This is a genomic window from Arthrobacter sp. P4_H3, assembly GCF_056400885.1.
Genome location: NZ_JBFUKK010000005.1, coordinates 401,884 through 423,367 on the forward strand (window position 1 = coordinate 401,884; position 21,484 = coordinate 423,367).

At 64.1% G+C, this 21,484-nt stretch carries 25 protein-coding genes; 14 read left to right on the plus strand and 11 right to left on the minus strand.

The window, feature by feature from the left end:
* Position 1 precedes the first annotated feature (1 nt).
* Positions 2-955 carry an SDR family NAD(P)-dependent oxidoreductase gene (locus AC1DRE_RS09995; protein WP_476984480.1) on the minus strand — a complete coding sequence of 318 codons (954 nt, stop codon included), beginning with the start codon at positions 953-955 and terminating at the stop codon, positions 2-4.
* A 125-nt stretch (positions 956-1,080) separates the two neighbouring features.
* Between AC1DRE_RS09995 and AC1DRE_RS10000 the strand changes: the two genes are divergently transcribed.
* Positions 1,081-1,566: a MarR family winged helix-turn-helix transcriptional regulator gene (locus AC1DRE_RS10000; protein WP_476984481.1), complete on the plus strand. Its 486-nt coding sequence runs from the start codon at positions 1,081-1,083 to the stop codon at positions 1,564-1,566.
* A 39-nt stretch (positions 1,567-1,605) separates the two neighbouring features.
* Here AC1DRE_RS10000 and AC1DRE_RS10005 read toward each other — a convergent pair whose 3' ends face one another.
* Positions 1,606-1,848 (minus strand): hypothetical protein, encoded by a 243-nt coding sequence (locus AC1DRE_RS10005; RefSeq protein WP_476984482.1) that lies wholly within the window; start codon positions 1,846-1,848, stop codon positions 1,606-1,608.
* A gap of 379 nt (positions 1,849-2,227) precedes the next feature.
* On the minus strand, positions 2,228-2,500 hold the full coding sequence (locus AC1DRE_RS10010) for a hypothetical protein (protein WP_251042273.1): 273 nt from the start codon (positions 2,498-2,500) through the stop codon (positions 2,228-2,230).
* A gap of 213 nt (positions 2,501-2,713) precedes the next feature.
* On the opposite strand from AC1DRE_RS10010, the gene AC1DRE_RS10015 reads away from it, so the two are divergent.
* The gene (locus AC1DRE_RS10015) at positions 2,714-3,310 is read left to right on the plus strand and encodes a dihydrofolate reductase family protein (protein WP_476984483.1); all 597 of its coding nucleotides are present in this window, start codon (positions 2,714-2,716) and stop codon (positions 3,308-3,310) included.
* Positions 3,311-3,366: 56 nt separating this feature from the next.
* Entirely contained in the window at positions 3,367-3,885 is a 519-nt protein-coding gene (locus AC1DRE_RS10020; protein ID WP_476984484.1) for a putative immunity protein, read from the plus strand.
* Between the two features lie 2 nt (positions 3,886-3,887).
* Here the strand turns inward: AC1DRE_RS10020 and AC1DRE_RS10025 are convergent, their stop codons facing one another.
* The 4 genes from AC1DRE_RS10025 to AC1DRE_RS10040 all read right to left on the minus strand — a co-directional run bounded on the left by AC1DRE_RS10025 (position 3,888) and on the right by AC1DRE_RS10040 (position 7,864).
* Complete coding sequence (locus AC1DRE_RS10025; RefSeq protein ID WP_476984485.1) at positions 3,888-4,397, minus strand: N-acetyltransferase family protein; 510 nt, start codon at positions 4,395-4,397, stop codon at positions 3,888-3,890.
* A gap of 21 nt (positions 4,398-4,418) precedes the next feature.
* A complete protein-coding gene (locus AC1DRE_RS10030; protein ID WP_476984486.1) occupies positions 4,419-5,744 on the minus strand; it encodes a hypothetical protein in 1,326 nt (441 codons plus the stop codon).
* 71 nt (positions 5,745-5,815) lie between these two features.
* Positions 5,816-6,382 carry a dihydrofolate reductase family protein gene (locus tag AC1DRE_RS10035; RefSeq protein WP_476984487.1) on the minus strand — a complete coding sequence of 189 codons (567 nt, stop codon included), beginning with the start codon at positions 6,380-6,382 and terminating at the stop codon, positions 5,816-5,818.
* Between the two features lie 513 nt (positions 6,383-6,895).
* Positions 6,896-7,864, minus strand: a complete 969-nt coding sequence (locus tag AC1DRE_RS10040; protein WP_476984488.1) for a LysR family transcriptional regulator — start codon at positions 7,862-7,864, stop codon at positions 6,896-6,898.
* A gap of 212 nt (positions 7,865-8,076) precedes the next feature.
* Between AC1DRE_RS10040 and AC1DRE_RS10045 the strand changes: the two genes are divergently transcribed.
* From AC1DRE_RS10045 to AC1DRE_RS10065, 5 genes are all read left to right on the plus strand, one after another.
* Positions 8,077-9,363, plus strand: coding sequence for a glycine cleavage T C-terminal barrel domain-containing protein (locus tag AC1DRE_RS10045; protein WP_476984489.1), 1,287 nt, complete (start codon positions 8,077-8,079; stop codon positions 9,361-9,363).
* A complete protein-coding gene (gene purU, locus AC1DRE_RS10050; protein WP_476984572.1) occupies positions 9,356-10,252 on the plus strand; it encodes a formyltetrahydrofolate deformylase in 897 nt (298 codons plus the stop codon). Before AC1DRE_RS10045 ends, purU begins: the two co-directional genes overlap by 8 nt.
* Positions 10,253-10,254: 2 nt before the next feature.
* Entirely contained in the window at positions 10,255-11,103 is an 849-nt protein-coding gene (gene folD, locus AC1DRE_RS10055) for a bifunctional methylenetetrahydrofolate dehydrogenase/methenyltetrahydrofolate cyclohydrolase FolD (RefSeq protein WP_476984490.1), read from the plus strand.
* 84 nt (positions 11,104-11,187) lie between these two features.
* The gene (locus AC1DRE_RS10060) at positions 11,188-12,522 is read left to right on the plus strand and encodes an MFS transporter (protein ID WP_476984491.1); all 1,335 of its coding nucleotides are present in this window, start codon (positions 11,188-11,190) and stop codon (positions 12,520-12,522) included.
* Positions 12,523-12,708: 186 nt separating this feature from the next.
* Positions 12,709-12,990 carry a hypothetical protein gene (locus tag AC1DRE_RS10065; RefSeq protein ID WP_476984492.1) on the plus strand — a complete coding sequence of 94 codons (282 nt, stop codon included), beginning with the start codon at positions 12,709-12,711 and terminating at the stop codon, positions 12,988-12,990.
* A gap of 51 nt (positions 12,991-13,041) precedes the next feature.
* Here the strand turns inward: AC1DRE_RS10065 and AC1DRE_RS10070 are convergent, their stop codons facing one another.
* A complete protein-coding gene (locus AC1DRE_RS10070) occupies positions 13,042-13,512 on the minus strand; it encodes a MarR family winged helix-turn-helix transcriptional regulator (protein ID WP_476984493.1) in 471 nt (156 codons plus the stop codon).
* A gap of 85 nt (positions 13,513-13,597) precedes the next feature.
* On the opposite strand from AC1DRE_RS10070, the gene AC1DRE_RS10075 reads away from it, so the two are divergent.
* From AC1DRE_RS10075 to AC1DRE_RS10090, 4 genes are all read left to right on the plus strand, one after another.
* On the plus strand, positions 13,598-13,969 hold the full coding sequence (locus tag AC1DRE_RS10075) for a DoxX family protein (protein WP_168709310.1): 372 nt from the start codon (positions 13,598-13,600) through the stop codon (positions 13,967-13,969).
* 164 nt (positions 13,970-14,133) lie between these two features.
* On the plus strand, positions 14,134-14,703 hold the full coding sequence (locus AC1DRE_RS10080) for an NADPH-dependent FMN reductase (RefSeq protein ID WP_476984494.1): 570 nt from the start codon (positions 14,134-14,136) through the stop codon (positions 14,701-14,703).
* Positions 14,704-14,760: 57 nt separating this feature from the next.
* Positions 14,761-15,393 carry an NADPH-dependent F420 reductase gene (locus AC1DRE_RS10085; RefSeq protein ID WP_476984495.1) on the plus strand — a complete coding sequence of 211 codons (633 nt, stop codon included), beginning with the start codon at positions 14,761-14,763 and terminating at the stop codon, positions 15,391-15,393.
* Positions 15,394-15,716: 323 nt separating this feature from the next.
* Positions 15,717-15,887: an NAD(P)-binding domain-containing protein gene (locus AC1DRE_RS10090; RefSeq protein ID WP_476984573.1), complete on the plus strand. Its 171-nt coding sequence runs from the start codon at positions 15,717-15,719 to the stop codon at positions 15,885-15,887.
* Positions 15,888-16,110: 223 nt separating this feature from the next.
* Here AC1DRE_RS10090 and AC1DRE_RS10095 read toward each other — a convergent pair whose 3' ends face one another.
* The 3 genes from AC1DRE_RS10095 to AC1DRE_RS10105 all read right to left on the minus strand — a co-directional run bounded on the left by AC1DRE_RS10095 (position 16,111) and on the right by AC1DRE_RS10105 (position 19,545).
* Positions 16,111-16,485, minus strand: coding sequence for a DUF6262 family protein (locus AC1DRE_RS10095; protein ID WP_146072352.1), 375 nt, complete (start codon positions 16,483-16,485; stop codon positions 16,111-16,113).
* A complete protein-coding gene (locus AC1DRE_RS10100; protein ID WP_476984496.1) occupies positions 16,475-18,118 on the minus strand; it encodes a tyrosine-type recombinase/integrase in 1,644 nt (547 codons plus the stop codon). Before AC1DRE_RS10100 ends, AC1DRE_RS10095 begins: the two co-directional genes overlap by 11 nt.
* A 290-nt stretch (positions 18,119-18,408) precedes the next feature.
* Positions 18,409-19,545: a site-specific integrase gene (locus AC1DRE_RS10105; protein ID WP_476984497.1), complete on the minus strand. Its 1,137-nt coding sequence runs from the start codon at positions 19,543-19,545 to the stop codon at positions 18,409-18,411.
* Between the two features lie 196 nt (positions 19,546-19,741).
* Here AC1DRE_RS10105 and AC1DRE_RS10110 point away from each other — a divergent pair, with 196 nt between their 5' ends.
* Positions 19,742-20,173: a LexA family protein gene (locus AC1DRE_RS10110; RefSeq protein ID WP_104174766.1), complete on the plus strand. Its 432-nt coding sequence runs from the start codon at positions 19,742-19,744 to the stop codon at positions 20,171-20,173.
* A complete protein-coding gene (locus AC1DRE_RS10115) occupies positions 20,166-21,464 on the plus strand; it encodes a Y-family DNA polymerase (protein WP_476984498.1) in 1,299 nt (432 codons plus the stop codon). The genes AC1DRE_RS10110 and AC1DRE_RS10115 overlap by 8 nt, the downstream gene beginning before the upstream one ends.
* Positions 21,465-21,484 lie beyond the last annotated feature (20 nt).

Below are 21,484 nucleotides of genomic sequence, written 5' to 3' on the forward strand. Positions count from 1 at the left end.
GCTAGCCGACCTTCGCAGGAGCTGCGGCAGGCTGTGCCTCCGGCTGCAGTTCCTCGGGCAGCGGGAGGAATTCCTCGCCCACGGACTGCAGCTTGCCGCCGAAGAGCGGGCCGAAGTTCGTTACGAGGTCCTCATAGCGCCAGCCGCCCTCGCGGTATTCGGTGGCCGCGGCCTCGGGATGGGTCCAGAGCTGCAGCCGGTCGCCGCCGGCGCCGATGGCCTGGCCCGTGATGCCGGCCGCCTCATCGGAGGCGAGGAAGGCCACCAGTCCGGAGACGTCGTCGGCCGTTCCGAAACCGAGTCCGTGGCGGAAGAAAGCCGGCATGGCCTCACCGCGCTCCTCTGCTTCCACAGCTTTTTGGAAGTAGGGGACCGTCTTGGTCATGGCCGTGGCGGCCACCGGGATGACGGCGTTGGCGGTCACGCCGGCCTTCTTCATTTCCAGCGCCCAGGTGCGGACCATGCCAACGATGCCGGCCTTGGCGGCGGCGTAGTTGGTCTGGCCGAAGTTTCCGCGCTGCCCGGTGGGCGAGCCGATGGTGATGATCCGGCCGGCGATGCCGTTCTCCTTGAAGTAGGCGAACGCTTCCCGGACGCACGTGAAGGTGCCGCGGAGGTGGACGTTGATGACGGCGTCGAAGTCCTCGTCGGTCATCTTCAGCAGGCTCTTGTCCCGCAGGATGCCGGCGTTGGTGACCAGGATGTCCAGGCGGCCGAACTCCGAGACGGCTGCCTGCACCAGCTGTTTGGCAACCTCCGTATTTCCGACCGGAGCAACGACGGCGGCGGCTTTCCCGCCGTCGGCTTCGATGGTCCGGACTGCTTCCGCAGCCACCTCGGCGTCGACGTCGTTGATGACGACGGCGGCACCCTGGCGGGCGAGTTCCCGGGCGTAGGCCAGGCCCAGGCCCCGACCGCTTCCGGTGACGATTGCTACTTTGCCTGACAGGCTCATGGCTGCTCCTTTGCTAGCTGACCTTGTGCATCCTGGCCGTCGGCGTGGGATGCTGTTCTGTATCCATGAAAATATGGATAGTTGAAAATGTCAACGATTTATTTTGAGGATCATTGGAGTTGGCCATGACGATCGAGACACAGGGCGGTCAGCGGACCGAACAGGCGCACAAGCTTGTGGCCGCGTCCATCAGCCAGGACCTGGGCTTCCTGCTGGCCAAGCTGCATGCCGCGGGGTCCGTGCTGAACAACAGGGCATTGGCCGAGTTCGACCTCAAAGAACGTTCCTACTCGGTCCTGATCCTGGCAAACAGCGGACTGGAGCCGACGCAGCGCGAAATGGCGGACTTCCTCAGCCTGGATCCCAGCCAGATTGTGGCCCTGGTGGATGAGCTGGAGAAGCGCGGGCTCGTAGTGAGGGCGCCCGGGAAGCAGGACCGCCGCGCCAAGACCGTAACGGCCACCGCCAAGGGGGGAAAGCTGCTCGAGCAGGCCGGCGAGGCTGCCCGCAGGGCTGAAGCGGAAGTGCTCGACGGCCTGCCCGCCGAGGAGTCGGCCCAGCTCAAGGCCCTGCTCCGCAAGGCGCTGTGGGGTGCCGGCCTGCCTGAATGAGGCCGCCGCCGGCGTTTCGGCCCTGGCGCCATGGACCCGCTAGTGTTCCGAACCGTCCGGGCGCGGGCGCCTTTGGCAGTCGGTCCCGCTCCGCCGTGCCAGCTCGGCCATGACCACGGGCCTCACCACGCCGGCGTGGTTCGGCCCGGGGGTGCTGCAGTGATCCTTCAGCAGGTCCGCCAGTGCCTCGAGCTCATCGGTGGGAACGGACCACAACGAGTCAAAGGACCTGAAGATGCGCCGCTCCGCGATCCCGGCAAGGCGGCCGCGCCCCGCATTCACGTGGCCCCCGGGGCAGGTCTTGCAGCTGCGGCAATCACCTGAACGGCGGAAGGGGCAGAAGCCGCGGGAAATCCCGCGGGGGAAGCGGTGACGAGGAATTCTGGGCCCATGGGACGTCCTCAGCGAAGTATCCGGAGGCTGCCTGCATAACCCGGAACCAGAATACCGCAGTCGCTGTCTGCAACGCAGGCATTCCGCGGGCGTGAGGAACCACCACCGGGAGTCCTGCCCTGGACAAAAGCGCGCCGGTCGGAAGGGCCGACGGCGACTGGGGACAGCCCGGGTCTCAGCGGGCTTTTTCGCCGCCGGCCCCATAACAATTTTAGGAGATTCCACCCCGCAACGGGCGAGTGGACGCTACCCGTTTTCTCCGGTTCGCTTAGGCGGACTCGGTTCCGGCCACGCGCCCCTCGGCACGGGCGGAACGGCGGTTCCGGAGCCAGCGGCGGAGGAGGTCAACCATGGCCAGCAGTCCTGCCAGGGGCGAAAGAACCGCTGCGGCGTAGACGAAGAGCAGCCACGTGAGCGTGGCGATCGGGGGCTGGTTGGTGCTGAGGAGTGACAGGCCGCCGAAGAGGGCCACCGTCCAAAAAATCACAACGCCGAAGAGCACCGCCGCAGCAGGGAAATACTCGTTCGTCACTACGGTCATCACAGTATTCAATGCTCTTCCTCCTGACTGGTTTGGCGCCGGAAATCACCGCGTCAATCTCAGTATGGGGGCAGCGAAACCCGGAACCCGGCAGGACGCAGAAACCGTGACGAAAATAACCTCGGCCCCGCTTTCCCCGGTGGTCTCCGCCCCCGGGTTAACTACTGGACGCTCAGCCGGTCCCGGACCGCCGAGTGGTGGCATGATGGGCGCATGAGCCGAGTCACGTGCGATCTGACCATCTCCCTCGACGGATTCCTCGCCGGCCCGAACCAAAGCGTGGCGGAGCCCCTGGGCGAGGGCGGAGAGCTCCTGCACAGGTGGCAGTTTGAAGAACCCGAGGCCAACGCCGCCGCCCTCGAAGGCATCCTCGCGGCCGGCGCCTTCATCATGGGACGGAACATGTTCGCAGGGCCCGGACCCGGGGCGTGGGATGCGGACTGGAGGGGATGGTGGGGCGAGGAGCCGCCCTATCACGCACCGGTGTTCGTTCTCACCCATCATGCACGCGAGCCTCTTGAGATGCAGGGCGGCACCACCTTCAACTTCGTGACCGATGGGATCGAATCGGCGCTGGCCCAGGCGCGGAAAGCCGCCGGCAGCAAGGACGTGGCAATCGCCGGCGGAGCACAGACTGTCCAGCAATACCTTTCGGCAGGGCTGATCGACGAGCTGCGGCTCCATACTTCGCCCATGATCCTGGGGGCGGGCGAGCGGCTGCTCGACGGCGTCGCGAACGTCAGGCTGGAGCCGACGGAAGTGAGCGGTACCGGCCTCGTCACCCACGTGCGCTATCGGGTGATCCACTAAAAAGCCTGGCGCTCAAAGCCCCGGTTCCGTTGGGCAATGCACCTTAGGATGGGACTGTGCCGATCCTCCCGAAAGAGCGTGACCCCCGGCTGATCACCATCCGCCGCGGGGGAACTCTGACGGACGAACACCACCAGCTGTTGGCTGACTGGGCCCTCCTGTGCGCCGAGCACGTGCTGCATCTATTCGAGGAGCATCAGCCAGGTGACAGCCGGCCACGCGATGCCATCGGTGTCGGTCGGGCCTGGATCCGCGGTGAGGTGCCCATGGGTGATGCGCACCGGGCTGCTTTCCAGGCGAACGCCGCGGCGCGCGGGATGCCCGACCCCGCGAAGTTCGCTGCACTGTCGGCGGGCCAGGCGGTTGCGGTGGCTCACGTCGCCGCCCATGACCTGGGTGCTGCTGCGTACGCGATCAGGGCAACCGGCGCAGGCGTCCCGTCCGACGATGCAGCGCAGGCCAGGGCCAGGGAACGGGAGTGGCAGCGGGCGCACCTCCCTGCCGCCGTGCGTGAACTCGTTCTCGACGATCAACAACGGCGGAGCGCCATCTGCTGGCATGTCTTCGACGACTGATGCTAGACCGGCCCGGAGGGGATCCGCACCATGCGGATCACTCGCACGCCGTCCTCCACGTCAACGGTCCCGTCCGCCACGAACCCGTGCTTGCGATAGAACGCCTGCGCCCGGGGATTCGGATCAGCGACCCAGAGCGCTGCCGAATCGTGCGGGCCGATGACGGCATCCAGGAGGACGGCCCCCGCACCGGTCCCATGCTCCGCCGCGACGACGTACAACACATAGAGCTGCGTGCCCCGCTGCGCCCCGGAGCCCTGCGCGGGCCCCGCCATCGCGATCCCGATCACGTCGCCGTCGCGCTCGGCCAGCGCGACGCGGTTCGCGCGGAAGCGCTCATCGCTGAGCATGGCCGTCCAGAACCGTTCCCGGGAGGCCAGCAACGCCGGGTCGTCAAGGACGTGATCCGCCATCAGCCCGCGGTACGTCTCACGCCACGACCGCACATTCACGCGCGCCATCCCGGCAGCGTCCTCGACGCGTGCCTGACGGACCCTCCACGGCGTACTCATGGGCGAAACCCTACCGAGCGCTCACGTCATCTTGTAGCTCAGCCGATACCTGGCGCCGTCTTTCGTGAACTCCACAATCCCGTCGTCGCTGCCGGGTTCGAGGACCTGCCGGCCCAGGTAGTCGTCACCTTCGACGTCCTTTTCATAGAGCTTCACTGAAACCTTGCCGGTGAACTGGATTGTCGTGTCGATGTCCGTCTTGTCGCCCCCGGCTATCTGCACGGACTTTCCCAGGTTCTGATCCTCGACCTTGATCTGGATTTCGTCATCGCCAAAGATGTCCTCCTGCTCGACGCTGTGCAGGGTTCCCAGACGGACCTTGTCACCCGGCAAGGACGTCAAGGTGCTGAGTTTGGCCCTGTGCACGCCGTCGATCACGTTGATCGCAGGATCCCCGCTGGAAGCGTTGTACTTGTACGAACCTGATTCGAACAGCAGGTACGCCTCGCCATCCGGTGTGGCGGTGATCCCTTCCGCCATGCTCGGCGCGCGGAAGCACCGTACGGAGGCCCTGTCGAGGTTCGTTTCGGCCTTGTCCGTGACGTAGAGGTTGCTGCGGTACTTGCGGCCGCTCGAGGTGCTGAAGAGGAAGCGTCCCTCGGCGGCTGCAACGCCCTGTGTCCACTGGGGCACCTCCCAGCGCAAGCCGTTGCCGTCTTCCTTCCTGTCCAAGGTCAGGGATCCGTCGTCCGTAATCGTGTAGCTGTACATCCAGTCGCGGCTTTCCTTGCTGAACTTGCCCGCGTACAGATGGCCGCCGTCGATGGTCATAAAGGACGCGCCGTAGACCTTGCGGTCTTCGCCGGCGGGCTTGACGGAGCCGCTTCCCGCCGTCATCGCCTTCCTGAGATCGGTCAGGCTGTACTTGCGGATCATGTGCCAGTCGCCTGATTTGGGTCCGTCGACGAATACCCACTTGTCGTTCAGCGCCAGGGCACCGGCGTGGGTCTGTTGCTCCGTGCCGTTCCTCGGCTCGATGTCGACGGTCCCCACGGTCTTGTTCTGAGCCTTCGGATCGAGGCCGACGATGTGTGCCTTGCCCGTGCCGTAGGTTGTTACGAGCAGCAGGTCATTGCCCTTGCCGTCCCAGTTCTTCCACCAGGCAACACCCTGAGGCGTATGGTCGCTGAGCTCTTGGGCGGTCAGACCCGGCCCCGGTTTGAAGCGCTCGTCGTACATGTACGACGCGGACTTGCCGTCGTACAGCGGTGCCGTGCCGCCGGTCGCCGCTTCCTCGCACTTGATGATCGTGGTGGGCTCCGGCGGTTTTGCCTCCTGGGCCTCCGCGACACCGTTCGCGTTCAGAAGCAGGAGCGGCGCGGCCAGCACCGCGATCGTGGTTCGCATCACCCCACCGTAGGCATGAGCGCGGAGAGCCTGGCAAGTCATACGGCAAACGGTCATGCCCGGGCAGACCCTCAGGCGCCGTCGCTCAAGTAATGAAGCAAAACCACACCGTTACCGAACGTCCGCGTCCCCTTGAGCCTGAGGTCCATCCGGACGTCAGGGGCCTCGAAGAGCGGCCGGCCCTGCCCCAGGACCACGGGATGGACGAGGATTCGGAATTCGTCGATCAGTCCGTGCCGCATGAAAGTGGCGGCCAAGTTGGCGCCGCTAAGGGCGATGTCACCGCCGGGCTGCGCCTTCAGTTCCGCGATCTGTTCAGGAACGACGTCGTGAATCACCGTGGCGTCCCGGCCCGCCTGCGTGAGGGTCCGCGAGAACACGAACTTGGGCATGTCCCGCCAGATCCCGGCGAACTCGAGCATAGGGGCCGAGATGTCCGGATCCTGGTCGGCAGTGGGCCAGTACCCCGTCATCAGCTCATGGGTGATCCGCCCGAACATGAAGGCTCCCATTGTCCGGAACTGCTCGTTCACGTGGCGGAGGAGTTCGTCATCTACCAGGTGCCAGCTGATGTCCCGGTCGGGCGTCTCGAAGAATCCGTCCAGGGAGACCGACATCATCAGGATGATCTTGCGCATCCGGGTACCTCCAACTGCGGCGAAAGGCCGCTGTGGCCGGCGTCGTATCTTCCAGTGAAGCACTCCCGGGTCCGGCGGAACAGGACGTGGTCAAGCCAGCGGAGTCTCTGCAATGTCCGGGCCAGGGTCTACACTGAAGTTATCGAACATATGTTCCCATTAGCCTGGGGTGGGTTTGGGGCGTCTGAACTGCGGTTTTACTGCCTAGACAGGTGTCCTTGACGCCAAGATGGAGAAGGTTGAAGCACGTTCATGCGTGGTCCAGACCCACGCGCCTGGACAGGGCTGACGTGCCGCCCCGTGGCAGAGCGGGCATGCCTTCTTCATAGTTTTCATGGCTGGAGCGTATGGCCAGGGTCGGCCATGGTTCGGCTGCGGATCATGGCCGGGCCTCACAACCGGCCAGGGAGTTTCTCGAGATGGGCGCCCTGCTGGGTGTGCTGACGGCTGGTGCATGTCCACAATCCGCCACTTAGAGGTCCAACGGCTCGGACACGCGGGCTTCCGGGCCGGCTAGTCGACTGCTATTGCTTGCTGCACGCCACGTAAGGCAGCCCCTCTGACGTACTTCGGGTAGGGGTACTGCGTCAGGGACGTGGCGATTATTTCACGGAGCCAGTCCACGGGAGGAGATGGAACGTCGCGTCGGTAGGTGTACAGGGTGACGCGGCCGGGTGCGATGTTGAAAGGGAGCGCAAACTGGCGGACCGATCCGTGGGACTCGATGATGTCGGCGAGGGCTTTGGGTACGACGCTGATGTGGTCTGTCACGGCAAGGGTCTGCGCCACCACGGCAAAACTTGGGAGGGTGATGGTGACGGAGTCACGGACGCCCAGTTCGGCCAGCCTGTGTACGACGTGCTCGTGCCCCAACGCCTTCGACACGACAACATGTTTTTCAGCGGCGATTTCCTCCATCGATGGGGTGTCGGAGATGCGCGGGTGCGTCCTGGCACAGACGCCCACGTAGGGCATGTCCATTAGGTGCTCACTCAGCACGTCGCCCTCAAGCATTGCCGGGATCCCAATGGCCGCATCGATTTCGTTGCGCCGTAGTCGATCGTGGAGCTGGGAGATATCCAGCGGTATGACGTCGAGACGAACATTCGGCGCGGCCTCCAGCACGGCCGAAACGATGTAAGGAAACAGTGCCATGAGGCCGAGGTCGGTCATCATGAGCCGAAACCGGTGGGACGTGCTGGCAGGATCGAATTCGGAGACGCCTTGAACCGCTGAGTCGATCATCCGGAGTGACTGGCTCAATTCCGGATAGAGACCACTTGCCGTCGGTGTCGCTTCCAGGCCCTTCGGTCCGCGGTGAAAAAGCGGATCTCCGAAGAGTTTGCGCAACTTCGACAACGCATAGCTCACGGATGGCTGGCTGATGGCCAGGATTTCCGCGGCCTCGGTGACGCTGCGTGTCTCGTATACAAGCAGGAAAACCCGCAGAAGATTCAGATCATACTTGCCCGGTTCGTCCATACAGCAAGGCTAGAGGATTCCCCCTGCTCTGTATAGAGAGTATCTATATCGGCATATCTATATTCTATTTGCTAAATATCGCTGGGAAATCTAGCCTTGAAGAAGTGGTGATCTACACCACAGAACGACCAGGTCAAAGTTGATATCCGGTCAGCCGGCACTCCGAGCAGACAACAAGCCTTTGGCCGACCTAGCTATTAGAGGTGGCAACGATGAAGTACACCGTCGACTCAATGCGCACGGCACCGGAGACTTACGCGTGGAGCCGCTTCGGGCAGCCGGAGTACACGAACTGGCTTGACGAGAGCATGTCGTGGAAGGAGACCTGCTACATCGGCGACTGGTCCTTCCTGTGGCAGCACCGGTTCACCGGTCCCGACGCGCTCCGGCTGTTTTCCGACATCACCGTGAACAGCTACAAGAAGTTCGACATCGGCCAGTCCAAGCACGCGATCCACACGAACAAGGACGGCAAAGTCATTCATGAAGGCGTCCTCACCCGCTTTGGCGAGGAAGAATTCGTAGTCCATGGCCGCGGCGGTTTCTGGGCCGCATTCAACTTGGAACGCGGCGGCTACGACGCGCAGGTAACCAAAGAGGACTGGTTCATTTTCCAGGTCTCCGGCCCCAACGCCGTCAAAGTTCTGCACGAGCTCACCGACTCCCGGGACCTCCTGGAAGCAAAGTACATGCACGTCGTGCCCATCACCGTGGCCGGGCACAGTATCTACGCACTGCGCCAGGGCATGGCAGGTGAGGTCGGCTTCGAACTTCAGGGACCCAAGGAAATTTCCCAGAAGATCTACAACGCTGTCCTCGAAGCCGGCAAAGACCACGGCATCCGTAAACTGGGCGGCCGGGTCGCCCTTATCAACCACCTTGAGGCCTGCTTCCCCACCATCGCCACGGATTACATCCCGGCCATCTTCGACGAAGACATGGCCGAGTACCTGGAGTACTTCCGTGCCGCGATGCCGGCTTTCGCCCAGCCTGCCTACATCGCGGGCAGCTACGACGGTCACGACATCAGCGAGTACTACCGCAGCCCGGTGGAACTGGGATGGGGCAAGGTCGTCAACACCGAACATGAGTTCCTTGGCCGCGTTGCATTGACCGCCGAAAAGGCATTCCCGAACAGGGTCATCCGGACCCTTGAGTGGAACGGCGAGGACGTCGCCGATGTCCAGGCATCCCTCTTCCATGAAGGGGACCACTACGACTTCATGGAAATGCCCCGTGACCAGCGAGGTTTCATGTGGGCAGACCGGGTCGAGATCGACGGCCAGCTCGTCGGGGTCGCGACATCACGCGGATACTCCTACTACTTCCGCAAGATGCTCTCGCTGGCAACCGTCGATGTGGAGCACGCCGAGCCCGGCACCGAGGTAACCGTCATATGGGGAGCCCCGGGCCACCCCCAAAAAGCGATCCGGGCCATCGTCCGCCCGGCCCCCTACAAGACCGACAAGTCACGAGGTGATCTCCTTGCAACTGTCTAGCACCACCCTCCCGGCCAAGCCCGCCGCAACTGGCGGCACCGCCGATATTGGCTGCCTTAACGTCAGCTGCCCCGATCAGCCCGGAATCGTCGCCAAGCTGACCCAGCTCCTCGGTGCCCACGGGGCGAACATCGTATCCCTCGACCAGTTCACCACCGGGCCCGAAAACGGCACGCTGTACCAGCGCACGGTCTTCCACCTTCCCGGGTTCGCCGCTAAGCGGGAGACTTTGGAAGCGGACATCCAGACAAAACTCGCCGAACCGCTGCAGATGGAGTGGAAACTCACTGACACATCCAAGCGCAAGCGGGTCGCGATCTTCGCATCCAAAACCGACCACTGCCTGCTGGACCTGTTGTGGCGGCACCGCCGCGGGGAAATCCCCATGGACATCGTCATGGTCATCTCCAACCACCCGGATCTGGCTGACCAGGTGCGCCCGTTCGACATCCCCTATTTCTACGTACCCGTTAGCGGGGATAAGAAGGACGCAGAGCGCAGGCACCTGGAACTCCTGAACGGCAACGTGGACCTCGTAGTCCTTGCCCGCTACATGCAGATCATCTCCGCGGAATTCCTCGACGAAGTCAAGGTCCCGGTGATCAACATCCACCACTCGTTCCTGCCCGCGTTTATCGGCGCCGGACCGTACCAGAAAGCCAAGGACCGCGGGGTCAAGATCATCGGAGCGACGGCCCACTACGTGACCAAGGACCTGGATGAGGGACCGATCATCGAACAGGACGTCATCCGCGTCTCCCACCGTGAATCGACCCCGGAGCTGATGCGCTTCGGAGCCGACGTCGAACGAAGCGTACTCTCCCGTGCGGTCACGTGGCACTGCCAGGACAAGGTCATGCGCGACGGCAACACAACGATTGTGTTCTGACCATGACAGCACACATCATCGACGGCAAAGCACTCGCCAAGAAGATCCGGGAAGAGCTGCGCGCCGACGTGGAAAGCTTCAAACGTTCCACGGGCCGGCCCATCGGTCTGGCGACCGTTCTGGTCGGGGATGACCCGGCCTCAGAGGTCTATGTAGGCAGCAAACGCAAGCTCTCCAAGGAGGCCGGCATCGAGGACCTCCACCGCCGGCTGCCAAAGGATGCCACCCAGGAACAGGTAGCTGCGGCACTGGACGAACTCGCAGCCGACCCCGCGGTCTCGGGCATCCTGCTCCAGCTTCCCCTCCCTTCGCATCTGGATGCCAAAGCCCTGATCGACCGGATCCCTTGGGAAAAGGACGTGGACGGGCTGACGACGACCAGCGCCGGGCGCTTGGCACGCAGCGTGGAAGGGCTGCTGCCGTGCACGCCGCAGGGAGTCATCTCCCTGCTCGAGGACGAGGGTGTTGAGTTGCAGGGCGCCAACGCTGTTGTCGTCGGGCGCTCGGACCTAGTCGGAAAACCGCTGGCCCAGCTCCTGCTGCAAAGGAACGCCACAGTGACCATCGCGCACTCGAAGACGAAGGACCTGGCGGCCGTCACGCGCCAGGCCGAGGTGGTCATTGCCGCTGCCGGTGTTCCCCACCTGATCGGCGCTGAACACATTTCCGCAGGGGCTGTCGTGATCGACGTCGGCATCCACCGTTCCGCAGAAGGGCTCATCGGTGACGTCGACTTCGACGCCGTCAGCAAGATCGCGTCAAAGATCACCCCGGTCCCCGGCGGTGTCGGTCCGATGACGATCGCCGAACTTCTCCGCAACACACTCAAAGCAGCACAGCTCCAAAACTAATCACGCAATTTGCCGGCCCTTTGAGGCTGGGCCGGCCCCCACCGCGCGCCCCGCACGGTGGAACTCCCCTCCCAAGGAATCCCCATGTCCCAAATCAGTGTCGCCACCGTCGTCGGCAGCGCCAAAATCTCCCGTTTCCACCTCAAGGCAGCCGCTATTTGCGCCCTGCTTATGATCGCCGATGGATACGACCTTGTATCCTTTGGCTCCGTCATCCCCCACCTGATGAAGGACTGGGGCACTGACCCCGTCACCCTCGGCGTCGTGGGTTCCATGGCCCTTGCCGGCATGTTCGCCGGCGGGCTCGTGGTCGCACCACTGGCTGACAAGTACGGCCGCCGCAAACTCATTGTCGCCGGGCTGATCCTCGCCAGTATCGCTGCGTTCGCGTGCGCGTTCGCCGACACCCCGCTGGTACTGGGTGCGCTGCGCTTCGTCGTAGGCGTGGCCCTGGGCGCGTTGGTTCCAAACTTCATGGCGCTCACGGGAGAACTCTCTCCCACCAAGTCCAAGGCGTTCTTCGTAGCCACCGTCTCGGCGTTCTACGCAGTTGGAGGAGTCGGCGCAGCGCTGCTGGCCATCTACATCGAGCCGGTACTGGGCTGGCGCGGAGTGTTTTATGTGGCCGGCTTGTCCATCCTGCTGGTGCCCGTAGTGCTCAAGCACCTTCCTGAATCCCCGGAATACCTGGCCCACGTCGGCCAGCGTGAACGCCTGGACGCGGTGATGAAGCAGATCGAACCCAGCTGGAGTCCGAATACAGTAATCGCACTCCCGACCCCGGCCTCCGGCAAGTCCCGCATCGCGCAGCTCTTCACTCACGGGAACGCCCTGGCGACCTCACTCATGTGGGTCTTCTTCATCATGACGATGGTCCTCAGCTACGCCTTGAACACCTGGCTGCCCAAGCTGATGCAAAACGCCGGCTTCGAGCTCGGCCCTGCCATGTGGACGCTCGTTATCCTCAACGCCGGCGGCCTGTTCGGCTCAATCGCAGGCGGCTGGATCGCCGGACGGACCTCCTACCGCAAGACCCTCGTTGGCTACTTCGCCCTGGCCATCGTGTCCTTAGTCCTTCTGTCCATAAAGCCCAACGCGTTCATGCTAAATGTCCTTCTGTTCACTGCTGGAGCCGCAGTGATCGGGATCCTGGCCATCATCCATGCCTTCGCAGTGGAGTTCTACCCGGTCCACATCCGCAGCACCGGCGTCGGCTGGGCCACCGGCACAGGGAGAATCGGCGCCATAGCAGGTCCCATTCTCGGAGGCGCTCTGGTCGCGTCGGGCCTTCCCCTACAGATGAATTTCGTGCTCCTGACTATTCCCGCAGTTCTCGGCGTCACCGCAGTTATCATCGTCACAGCGCGCCGATTCAAATCAGCAGCCACCAACGCCGAAAAACCCGTCCTCGTACGCTGACCGACCCAACAACCCGGCGTCCCCGATCGGCAACAAACAGACACTGGATGGAAAAGATCGGCACAGATTCCATCAGGTCCCCGTCTCTGGACAAACAATCCCAGAGGCGGGGATTCCGGGCTCATTCCGCTGGCGTTTCCGCCAGCACACTCGCGCACTCGCGCCGGATCAGAAGGAGCCCCTCTTTTGCACCACAAACACACACTTGCAAGCGCAGGCGACCATTCCCTGCTGCTGGCGAGGCCGGAGTCAGGAACCTCACGACGGAAGCTGGTCCTAGCCACCGACTGGACCACACTGGTCACCGGCGAGAAGGTGTGGACCCGCAGCCAGACCCCGCCCCACACGGCAGGATGGGTCGATGAAGTCACACCGGATGGAAGCATCGCCTGGATCGTTACGAGCGGAGCCATTCGGCGCATGTATCACCACAGCGATGGTGACGAGCTGTGGACGGGTCAGGACTAGGCCGGCCGCCCAACCCATGAACGGATGCTTACGCGTGGAGGCAGCCAGCGCTCATGATTCCTGTTCGAGTTCTGCCAGTCGCGCCCGCACCTGGTCGCCGAGTCCGCAGATGAGGTCGAGCTGCTCCGGCGTGAGGTGGTCGATCAGAACCTTGCGCACGTCGCTCACGTGTGGCGCGGCGGCAGCCTCGATGAGCTCGCGACCTTGCGGCGTGATGACCAGGACGGCGCCGCGCTGGTCCGCCGCGCAGCGTTCACGGCCCACGAGACCGCGTTTTTCCATCCGGGTCAGATGCTGCGAGAGCCGGCTCTTCTCCCAGCGCAGAAGGTCGCCGAGCACGAATGCCCGCAGCCGGCCCTCCGGTGCCTCCGACAGGTGGGCCAGCACCTGGTAATCGGCGCTCGACAGACCGCTGCGCTGGCGCAGTTGCCTCTCGATGTACTGGGACAGGTCGGCCTGCATCGTCATCAGGCTGCGCCAGGCACGCTGCTCCCGGTCGTCCAGCCAACGTTGATCACTCATACCTGCCACGTTACCCCATGGTTGACATGTTAACCATTTGGCGCCTACAGTTTGGTTAACACATAAACTACTTGGAGGTTTTGCCGTGACCATCACAGCCATCGTTCTCAGCGCTCTACTGGCCCTCGCCGCACTGGGCGCGGGCATCCCGAAGATCAGGCTCAAGGGCGATATCCCGCGCCAACTGCAGGAACACATGGGCGCCAGCGCCTCCCTCACCCGGTTCATCGGCTTGGCCGAGGCCGCCGCGGCGATCGGACTGGCGGTCGGAGTCTTCTGGCACCCGCTCGGTATCGCGGCCGCTGCCGGCCTGGCCGTCGTGTTCGCCGGAGCGATCGCCTACCACCGCCGCGCCGGCGACTACGCCAACCCCAAGACCCGGGGCCCGGCGATGGCACCCGCCGTCCTGGGCCTGGTCTCCGTGGCAACCGTGGCCGCCTTGTCCCTGACTGCATAAGCCACGCGCCCAGCCGAACCCGCGCCTGTCGCAGGCGCAGGTTGCCAGGCCGGGAGGCAGATCGCTCCGCCGCCCGGCCCGCCCCGCTCCACACAGAGCCCCTCACCCTGAACCAGCACCGTCCGCCCGGACGCGTGCCTCACCAAGCAGCACCAGGAGACGCCATGTCAATCCACATCCTTGCCCTCGTCGGTTCCGTACGCGCCGGATCACACAACGGCCAGCTCGCCCAGGCCGCCGCCAAGCTCACGCCTGAGGGAGTCGAGCTGTCCATACAGGAAAACCTGGATCAGGTGCCCTTCTATAACGAGGACCTCGACAGCGAGGGGAGCATCCCGCAGCACGCCGCAGCGCTTCGGGAGTCCGCCGCGCGTGCCGATGCCCTCCTGCTCTTCGTCCCCGAGTACAACGGCACCATGTCCGCCGTTCTGAAGAACGCCATCGACTGGCTCTCCCGCCCCTACGGAGCCGGCGCCCTCTCCGGAAAGCCCGTCGCCGTCATCGGCGCCTCGGGCGGCCAGTACGGCGGCGTCTGGGCACACCAAGATGCCCGGAAGGCAGCCACAGCCGCGCAGGCCAACGTGATTGAGGACATCACCCTCTCCATTCCCGACTCGCTGACACGGTTCGCCGACACCCACCCGTTCGACGACAGCGAGATCTCCACCGAACTCAAGTCCGTCGTCGTCCGCCTTGCCCAGGCGGCCGAACGCGCTACCGCAGCGCACGTCTGACCGACTCCCACCCCGTTACACAACTTCAGCTCCGACTATGAAAAGCAGGCACACATCATGAGCAGCATCAGTATCATCGGTCTCGGAACCATGGCCCGAATTCTCGGCACCCGGGCGGTCGCTGCCGGCCACAGCGTCCAGGTCGTCGGCCGTGACGGTACCAAGGCCGCCGCCCTGGCCGGGGAACTCGGCGGCAACGCCACAGCAGGGACGATCGCAAGCGTCGCGCTCACCGGTGACATCGTCATCCTGGCTGTGCCGTACGCCAGCGCCTCATCCATTGTCAGCCAGTACGGGGACGCGCTGACCGGCAAGGTCATCGTCGACATCACCAACCCCTTCGATCTCACCACGTTCACCGCGCTCGTCACCCCCGACGACAGCTCCGCCGCACAGGAGATCGCCAAGGCCGCCCCTGCGGGCGCGCATCTCGTCAAGGCGTTCAACACGCTCTTCGGCGGCGTCCTCGCCTCCGGTGAGGTCGAGGGCCGCCCCCTCGATGTGCTCATCGCCGGTGACGACGCCAACGCCAAGGCGTCCGTGTCCTCGTTCGTCGAGAGCCTCGGACTGCGCCCGCTGGACACCGGTAACCTAAAGACCGCGCACTGGTTGGAAGGAGCGGGTCTGCTGCTTCTCGGTCAGGCCCAGCGGCAGAAGAACTTCTCCCTCAGCATTAAGTTTCTCGGCTGAACCCACGTCAAAGCGCCGCTCCCGATCCGGACCGGCCGAGACAACAAGGGAGTAACGGGCCCGCGGGACCAGATCGACCAATCCGGCGACCGGTCCGGGGACTCGATCTCTAAGATCGAGTCCCCGCACGCCCCACTCCTCGACCCGATGCCGCACAGGCGGCGAGTGACGCAACCGCTCACATCGCGGGCTCCCGGCCAGGCCCCCGGCCTTCTGCGACACAGATCACACGCTCATATGCCGACTCACCGCCCCCGGCACGCACGGATGGCGGTGGGCCGGGCAGCCCCAACCAGCGAAGGAACAAGCCCATGAAGTTCGGAATGGTAGGTGAGGGAACGCTCTCCCGCGCCATAGCCGGTCACGTAGTGAAGGCCGGTCACGACGTGGTCTTCAGCAACAGCCGAGGCCCCGAGACGCTCAAGGACGTTGTGGACGCCTTCGGGCCTGACCTTCACTTACCCCACCTCTGGCGATACCGCTCCCAGTACTGATCCGCTGCGCTAAGAAAGTTCGCTTGCGAGTTCGCTCGGTGACAATCGAGTAACCCTCAAGCTCAGGAAGTCGCATGCCCTGCGCCAGAGCCGCGACGATAATCCTTGCCGGCGCTGCGACGACCCGGACACCCGCAGATAGAACGACGCCAAAAACCGCTGCGATTCACAGGCCAGGACTGTGCACGATCAAGAGCACGGAGACGCGGGGACTACTGCGACGTCAACGCCGGGCCTCGCGCAGCGCTCCATGCGCCCGTGCCAGCCGATCCTGCAGACGGCGGTTCTCGTCCGTCAGCTGCCGGATGCGTTGGTGGGCAAGCTGAAGCCGTCGGTGCATGGATGCCTCGGACGCCCGAACAGACGACGCGGTTGGGGATTTTCTGCCCGGTCGGGTCCGCTGCTGGAGCTGCTCCAACAGGTGCGGCTGGGTGTAAAGCCAGGAGCGTGACACGCCCGCTGTCCGGGCGAGCTCGCTAACGGTTGCGGCGTGCGTGGTTTGGTCCAGTTGCTTGAGCGCCTCCTCCACTTGTTGACGCGCCTTGTCTGATCGTTGGCGTGCAGCGGCCAGGAGGTGGTGGGTGTTGTCAGTTCGCATCGTTACTGCTCCCGTCCCCGGTGCTTTGGATAGTGCCGATGATGCTTTCCAGGTTGGCCGCGACGTGTCGGTTCATTTCGACGACTCGCGTTTGCCCTGCCGTCTCGGCCTGGGCGATGAGCCGTTTCGTCGAGCGTAGATGGTTCAAGTGCTCGGACAGGAAGTCGGGGGTGGTGACGAAGACCGGGCAGGTCAGGCATGCGTTGGCGTGGGGGCAGGCCTGTTGCAGTGGCAGCCCGCAGTACCCGTTGGGCAGGGCCATGGTGACCCGCCCCAGGTTTTCTTTCATCCAGGCCGCGTCATTGATCGCGTCATCGTGCTCAGGGCGGAGGATTTCGCCGTGGATGTTGATCTTCCGGGCTTGTTCCCAGTGCCGGCGGACGGTTTCGTCCTTGAGCCGCGCGTAGCGGGCGGTCATCTCGTGGGATTCGTGGTCCAGCAAGCGGCGGACCACTTCCTGCGGGACATCGGCGTTGATGAGCCGTGTGGCGTAGGTGTGGCGAAGCTGGTGGGCGGTGAAGCGAAACGGGCGGCCCTGTTCATCATGGAGCCCGATCGTCGTCTGCCAGGCCTGGATGTGGCCGGCGGCGGTTCCGGGGTTCCATGGCCGGTCGCCGTTTGTGGAGATTGGGGCCGGGGCAAGGTAGCGGGCTTCCGGCATGACGGCTCGGACGACAGTTGTCTGCTGGGTGATCGCGGCAGCGAGTTCGTCGTCGATCGGCAATGTCGCCTCGCGGGACATCTTGTGGTTGAAGTAGCGCAGGTAGGGGGCGTTCTGGTTGTCGTTGAGGAGGCAGTCGATTTCCAGGCGGTATGTATCGGAAAGGCGTAGCCCTGTGCGGATGAGTATCTGCATCATGAGCCGGTGCGGCTGCTCCAACTGCTCGAGCGCTTTGGTGTCCTCGATTTGGGCCATGACGAACTCCGGAAGTGCCCGAGGCAGTGCCGCCGGGCGGCGCGGATGGTCTCCCATTCGAATCCCGACAGATGGCGGCAGCGCCGGTTCCCAGTTGTTTTCGCGGACCGCCCGCAGGAACAAGGCAGTCGAGCTCAGGGAGTAGCTGCGGCTGGCGGGACTGAGGCGGAGTCGAAGCAACAGGTTGAGGTAGACCTCGATGCTTTCCCTGGTGAAGTCCTGCACCGCGCCGCTGGCACCGGCATGTTCGGTGAAAGCGTCCGCCAGCCGCTGCAAGGCAGTCATATCCCGGTTGAGCTGGGAATAACTCGTCCCGGTGGAGATCCGCCAGCGCATGAACCGCTTCGCGAGCAGCCTCAGCCACGGCTGCGGCATGGTGCTGAACCGCAACCTGCCCTGCTGGCCGGTCCTGCCCCTGAACCCCATGACCTCCAGCCGCCAGACATCGCGCTCGAACTCAGAGGACGCATTGGGCGGTTCCAGAAACTGTTCCAGAGCCGAGGAAAGAGCCGCATACGCCCGCCGCACCGCCGAAGAAGCACCCTGAAGCTCGGTGATTTGATCGCCGGAATCGATCAGTAACGACCCTGCTTCCCGTTGTCTCAGCCTGCCGAGCAGGCCGCGGAGGTCCTGCAACCGGAACCGTTGCCGATCCCTCGGGCTGGAAGCCAGGAGCTGGATCGCCAAGGCCAGCTCGATGCGGAGCCTTTCCGGCAAGCCGCCCAGATCCAACCTTTCAGGCCTTGTTGCTGGCCCGGACTGGGCCCGGAATTCGTCGAGACCGGGTTGGCCGAGTTTGTTCCACCGGTAGAGGTGCGTTTGACACAACTGCTTGGTACTTAGGAACCGGGCGCACCCGCCAATGCTGCAGAGCGGGAACAGGTTTCCCGCCAGCTCAGTGTCATCGAGCACAATCACAGCGGCATCAAACCGTGGCGAAAGCGCAAGGCGCATCCGAGGCAGGGCGTCGCCCGGGCCGGTGGAACCACCTCTGATTTCGCGCCGGGTCATCGACCGTCCCCTTTCAGCGGAGCGAGAGTGTCGCCGTCGGCCTCCGGCCTGTCAGGCAGCCAGCCCGCCGATGCCAGCGCCTTCCGCACGTGCCGGATCTCGAGGTGGGAATAGGTGTCGATCGTGGTCGCGACCGACGAGTGGCCCAAGAGTTTCTGGACCACCTCGGACGGGACGTTCCGGCGAAGCAGGTCCGTGGCATACGTGTGGCGGAACTGGTGCGGTGTGAAGTGAAACCCCGTACGGGCCCGCAGCCGGGCGACCAGATCAAGGACCGCCTGATAAGTCATCGGACGGCCCACGGGCTCCGCCCAAAGATTCACGAACACATAGTCGCAATCCAGCGTCCCGTATTCGTCGAACAGGTAATCTGCGAACATCCGCACCAGACCGGGCTGGACTGGAATGTCACGGTCGCCAGTCTTCGCCCTGGCGTTGTTGGCGTTCCGCCGTGCCCGCACCCTGACGATGCACTCAGCGGCGTCAATGTCCTCATGCCGTAGTCCAAGTGCTTCGCCGATCCTCATCCCGGATCCAGCCAGCAGGGCGAAAAGTAATCGATCCCGTTGATGGTCGCACGCCTCCATGACCACCGAAACCTGACCCGGGCTGAGCGTCCGCGGTATCCGGGCCGACGCCCTCCGCTTCAGCTCCTTCCCCGGCCGGGCCGAACCGCCAAGGTGGGCAAGCAACGGCTTCCACGATCCGCCGCTGCCACGCCGACGCGACAGCGGCAAGAATTCGAAACTCGCCCCGTGTTGCTGATGAAACTGGTAGAACGATCCGACCGCAGATAACTTGCGGTTGATCGTCGTCGCCGAACAATGCTCCGCCCGGCGCGTCAGACGCCGCAGTTGTCCCGATCGCTCGGCGGGAGCGAGCCCCAGCCAGTTGGCAAAGCGGCCAAAGTCCTCCAACTGCACGTCCTGCCACCGCACCTGGGCCTGCTCGAGAAACGTAAAGAAGTCCCGCAGATCGAAGGCATAAGACCTGACCGTCCCGGGCGATCTGTCCACGGCTTCCAAATGAGCAAGGAACCGGTCCACTGGAGCCACAACGTCGTACGAGGGGTCGATGACGGTCCAGGATTCCTCCCCTTCGTGCTGGATCACTCGTTGAACGGACCAGGGCATGGCGGCTCCTTGGAAACGAACTCATGTGCTGGCATCCGGTCTAACAGGCCAAATTGACTGAACCGTGAACTCGTGGACAACACTCCAGATAACACTTCCGACGAGCCGTGGGTGACTGTCGTAGGCCGCCCGTAGGCTACGTCAAAGACATCCAGCCAAGGGCTGAAGGAAACATATATTCGAATAAAGGTGTGTTGTGGGCATAGTTATCGGTCCCCGTGTGATAGATGCGGGCACTTCCCTGTTGTCGGTGCTGATCTCCCCGGTACGGGTCGCGGCGGGCTACCCCTCGCCGGCGCAGGACTACTTTGACGGCCGGATCGATCTCAACGAACACCTCATCAAGGACATCACCAGCACCTACGTCGTGCGGGTATCGGGGGACTCGATGGAGGGGGCCGGGATCAGCGACGGCGACGAACTCATCGTCAACCGCGCCCTGGACCCGAAAGACGGATCGGTGGTCATCGCCGTCCTGGACGGCGAGCTGACCATCAAGCGGCTGAGGATCACAGCATCCGGAGTAGTGCTGCAGGCGGACAACCCCCGGTATCCGGACATCCGCGTTCCAGACCTGTCGGATCTTGTTATCTGGGGCGTCGCCACGCGGTGCCTGCACCATGTCTGACGCGCGCGCGCCGGACACGGGCCGGCGGATTGCCCTGGTGGACGTCAACTGTTTCTACGCGTCGGCGGAGCGCGCTTTCGACCCGTCGCTGGAAGGCCGCCCCCTGGTTGTCTTATCCAACAACGACGGCTGCGCGGTCACCAGGTCCCCCGAGGCCAAGGCCCTCGGCATCCCCGTCGGCGAGCCGTGGTTCAAGATCGCGCCCCGCGTGAAGGAATGGGGGCTGGTGGCCCGGTCCAGCAACTACGAGCTCTACGGCGACATCAGCTCGCGTGTCATGGAGCTCCTGGGCAGGTACTCGGCCTGGCTGGAGGTCTACAGCATCGACGAAGCCTTCCTGGGAGTAAAAGGCAGCCCGTACGAGCTCCTGCGGCTTGGCCACACCATCAAGGCGGCTGTCCGCCGCAACGTCGGGGTGCCGGTCTGCGTGGGGATTGCCAATACCAAGACCCTCGCGAAGCTGGCCAACAAATGGGCGAAGAACAACCCCGGCCTTAACGGCGTGTGCCACTGGGATGCCATGCCTGCCCAGGCCCGCGAAGCGCTGATGAGCCGGCTCTCGGTCATGGAACTCTGGGGTGTGGCCGGCCGGCTCACCAAGCGCCTGAACGGCCTGGGTATCCATTCCATCCTCGACCTTGCCAACGCCGATCCGGTGCGGATCCGGGAGCGCTTCTCCGTGGTGCTGATGCGCACGGTCCTGGAACTCCAGGGCACTCCCTGCATCCCCATGGAAGAAGAGCGCATCGGACGTGACCAGCTCATCTTCAGCCGGTCCTTCTCAACGCCCATCACTACTGCGGCGGACCTGCGCCAAGTCATGAGCGTGTATGCGCAGCAGGCGAGCGCCCGCCTGGCCAAACACGGGCTCCAGGCCAAGGTCCTCAATGCGTTCGCCGGCACCTCGCATTACAACCCGCTGGATACGTCATACCCGAGTGTCACCGTGACGCTTCCCCTGCCCACCGCGGATCCGGTGCTGCTCACGAAGGCCTCGCATGCGCTGCTCCCCCGGATCCAGGAAGGCATCAAGTACGTCCGCGCCGGCATCATGGTCACCGACCTCCGCCCCAGCGGACGGCAGGCGCCGCTGCCGGTATTCGCGAACCCGCATGAGGAACGCGGCATCGGAACCTTACTGGAGGACATCAGCCGCAAGTACGGACGGGGTTCCGTCGGCCTGGGCCATGCCGGCATCCGGGGCGGACCCGACTGGTCCATGGAACGCAGCATGCTCTCGCCGCGGTACACCACCAACTGGGACGAGCTCCCGCTCGTCCGGGCAGCCTGAAGCGCGGGGCCGCCCCGCAC

Bases quoted from the DNA above. Each gene is read 5' to 3' on its own strand.
- AC1DRE_RS09995 (WP_476984480.1), bottom strand. From the start codon at position 955: ATGAGCCTGTCAGGCAAAGTAGCAATCGTCACCGGAAGCGGTCGGGGC.
- AC1DRE_RS10000 (WP_476984481.1), top strand. From the start codon at position 1,081: ATGACGATCGAGACACAGGGCGGTCAGCGGACCGAACAGGCGCACAAG.
- AC1DRE_RS10010 (WP_251042273.1), bottom strand. From the start codon at position 2,500: ATGACCGTAGTGACGAACGAGTATTTCCCTGCTGCGGCGGTGCTCTTC.
- AC1DRE_RS10015 (WP_476984483.1), top strand. From the start codon at position 2,714: ATGAGCCGAGTCACGTGCGATCTGACCATCTCCCTCGACGGATTCCTC.
- AC1DRE_RS10025 (WP_476984485.1), bottom strand. From the start codon at position 4,397: ATGAGTACGCCGTGGAGGGTCCGTCAGGCACGCGTCGAGGACGCTGCC.
- AC1DRE_RS10030 (WP_476984486.1), bottom strand. From the start codon at position 5,744: ATGCGAACCACGATCGCGGTGCTGGCCGCGCCGCTCCTGCTTCTGAAC.
- AC1DRE_RS10035 (WP_476984487.1), bottom strand. From the start codon at position 6,382: ATGCGCAAGATCATCCTGATGATGTCGGTCTCCCTGGACGGATTCTTC.
- AC1DRE_RS10040 (WP_476984488.1), bottom strand. From the start codon at position 7,864: ATGGACGAACCGGGCAAGTATGATCTGAATCTTCTGCGGGTTTTCCTG.
- AC1DRE_RS10045 (WP_476984489.1), top strand. From the start codon at position 8,077: ATGAAGTACACCGTCGACTCAATGCGCACGGCACCGGAGACTTACGCG.
- folD (WP_476984490.1), top strand. From the start codon at position 10,255: ATGACAGCACACATCATCGACGGCAAAGCACTCGCCAAGAAGATCCGG.
- AC1DRE_RS10060 (WP_476984491.1), top strand. From the start codon at position 11,188: ATGTCCCAAATCAGTGTCGCCACCGTCGTCGGCAGCGCCAAAATCTCC.
- AC1DRE_RS10070 (WP_476984493.1), bottom strand. From the start codon at position 13,512: ATGAGTGATCAACGTTGGCTGGACGACCGGGAGCAGCGTGCCTGGCGC.
- AC1DRE_RS10080 (WP_476984494.1), top strand. From the start codon at position 14,134: ATGTCAATCCACATCCTTGCCCTCGTCGGTTCCGTACGCGCCGGATCA.
- AC1DRE_RS10085 (WP_476984495.1), top strand. From the start codon at position 14,761: ATGAGCAGCATCAGTATCATCGGTCTCGGAACCATGGCCCGAATTCTC.
- AC1DRE_RS10090 (WP_476984573.1), top strand. From the start codon at position 15,717: ATGGTAGGTGAGGGAACGCTCTCCCGCGCCATAGCCGGTCACGTAGTG.
- AC1DRE_RS10095 (WP_146072352.1), bottom strand. From the start codon at position 16,485: ATGCGAACTGACAACACCCACCACCTCCTGGCCGCTGCACGCCAACGA.
- AC1DRE_RS10105 (WP_476984497.1), bottom strand. From the start codon at position 19,545: ATGCCCTGGTCCGTTCAACGAGTGATCCAGCACGAAGGGGAGGAATCC.
- AC1DRE_RS10115 (WP_476984498.1), top strand. From the start codon at position 20,166: ATGTCTGACGCGCGCGCGCCGGACACGGGCCGGCGGATTGCCCTGGTG.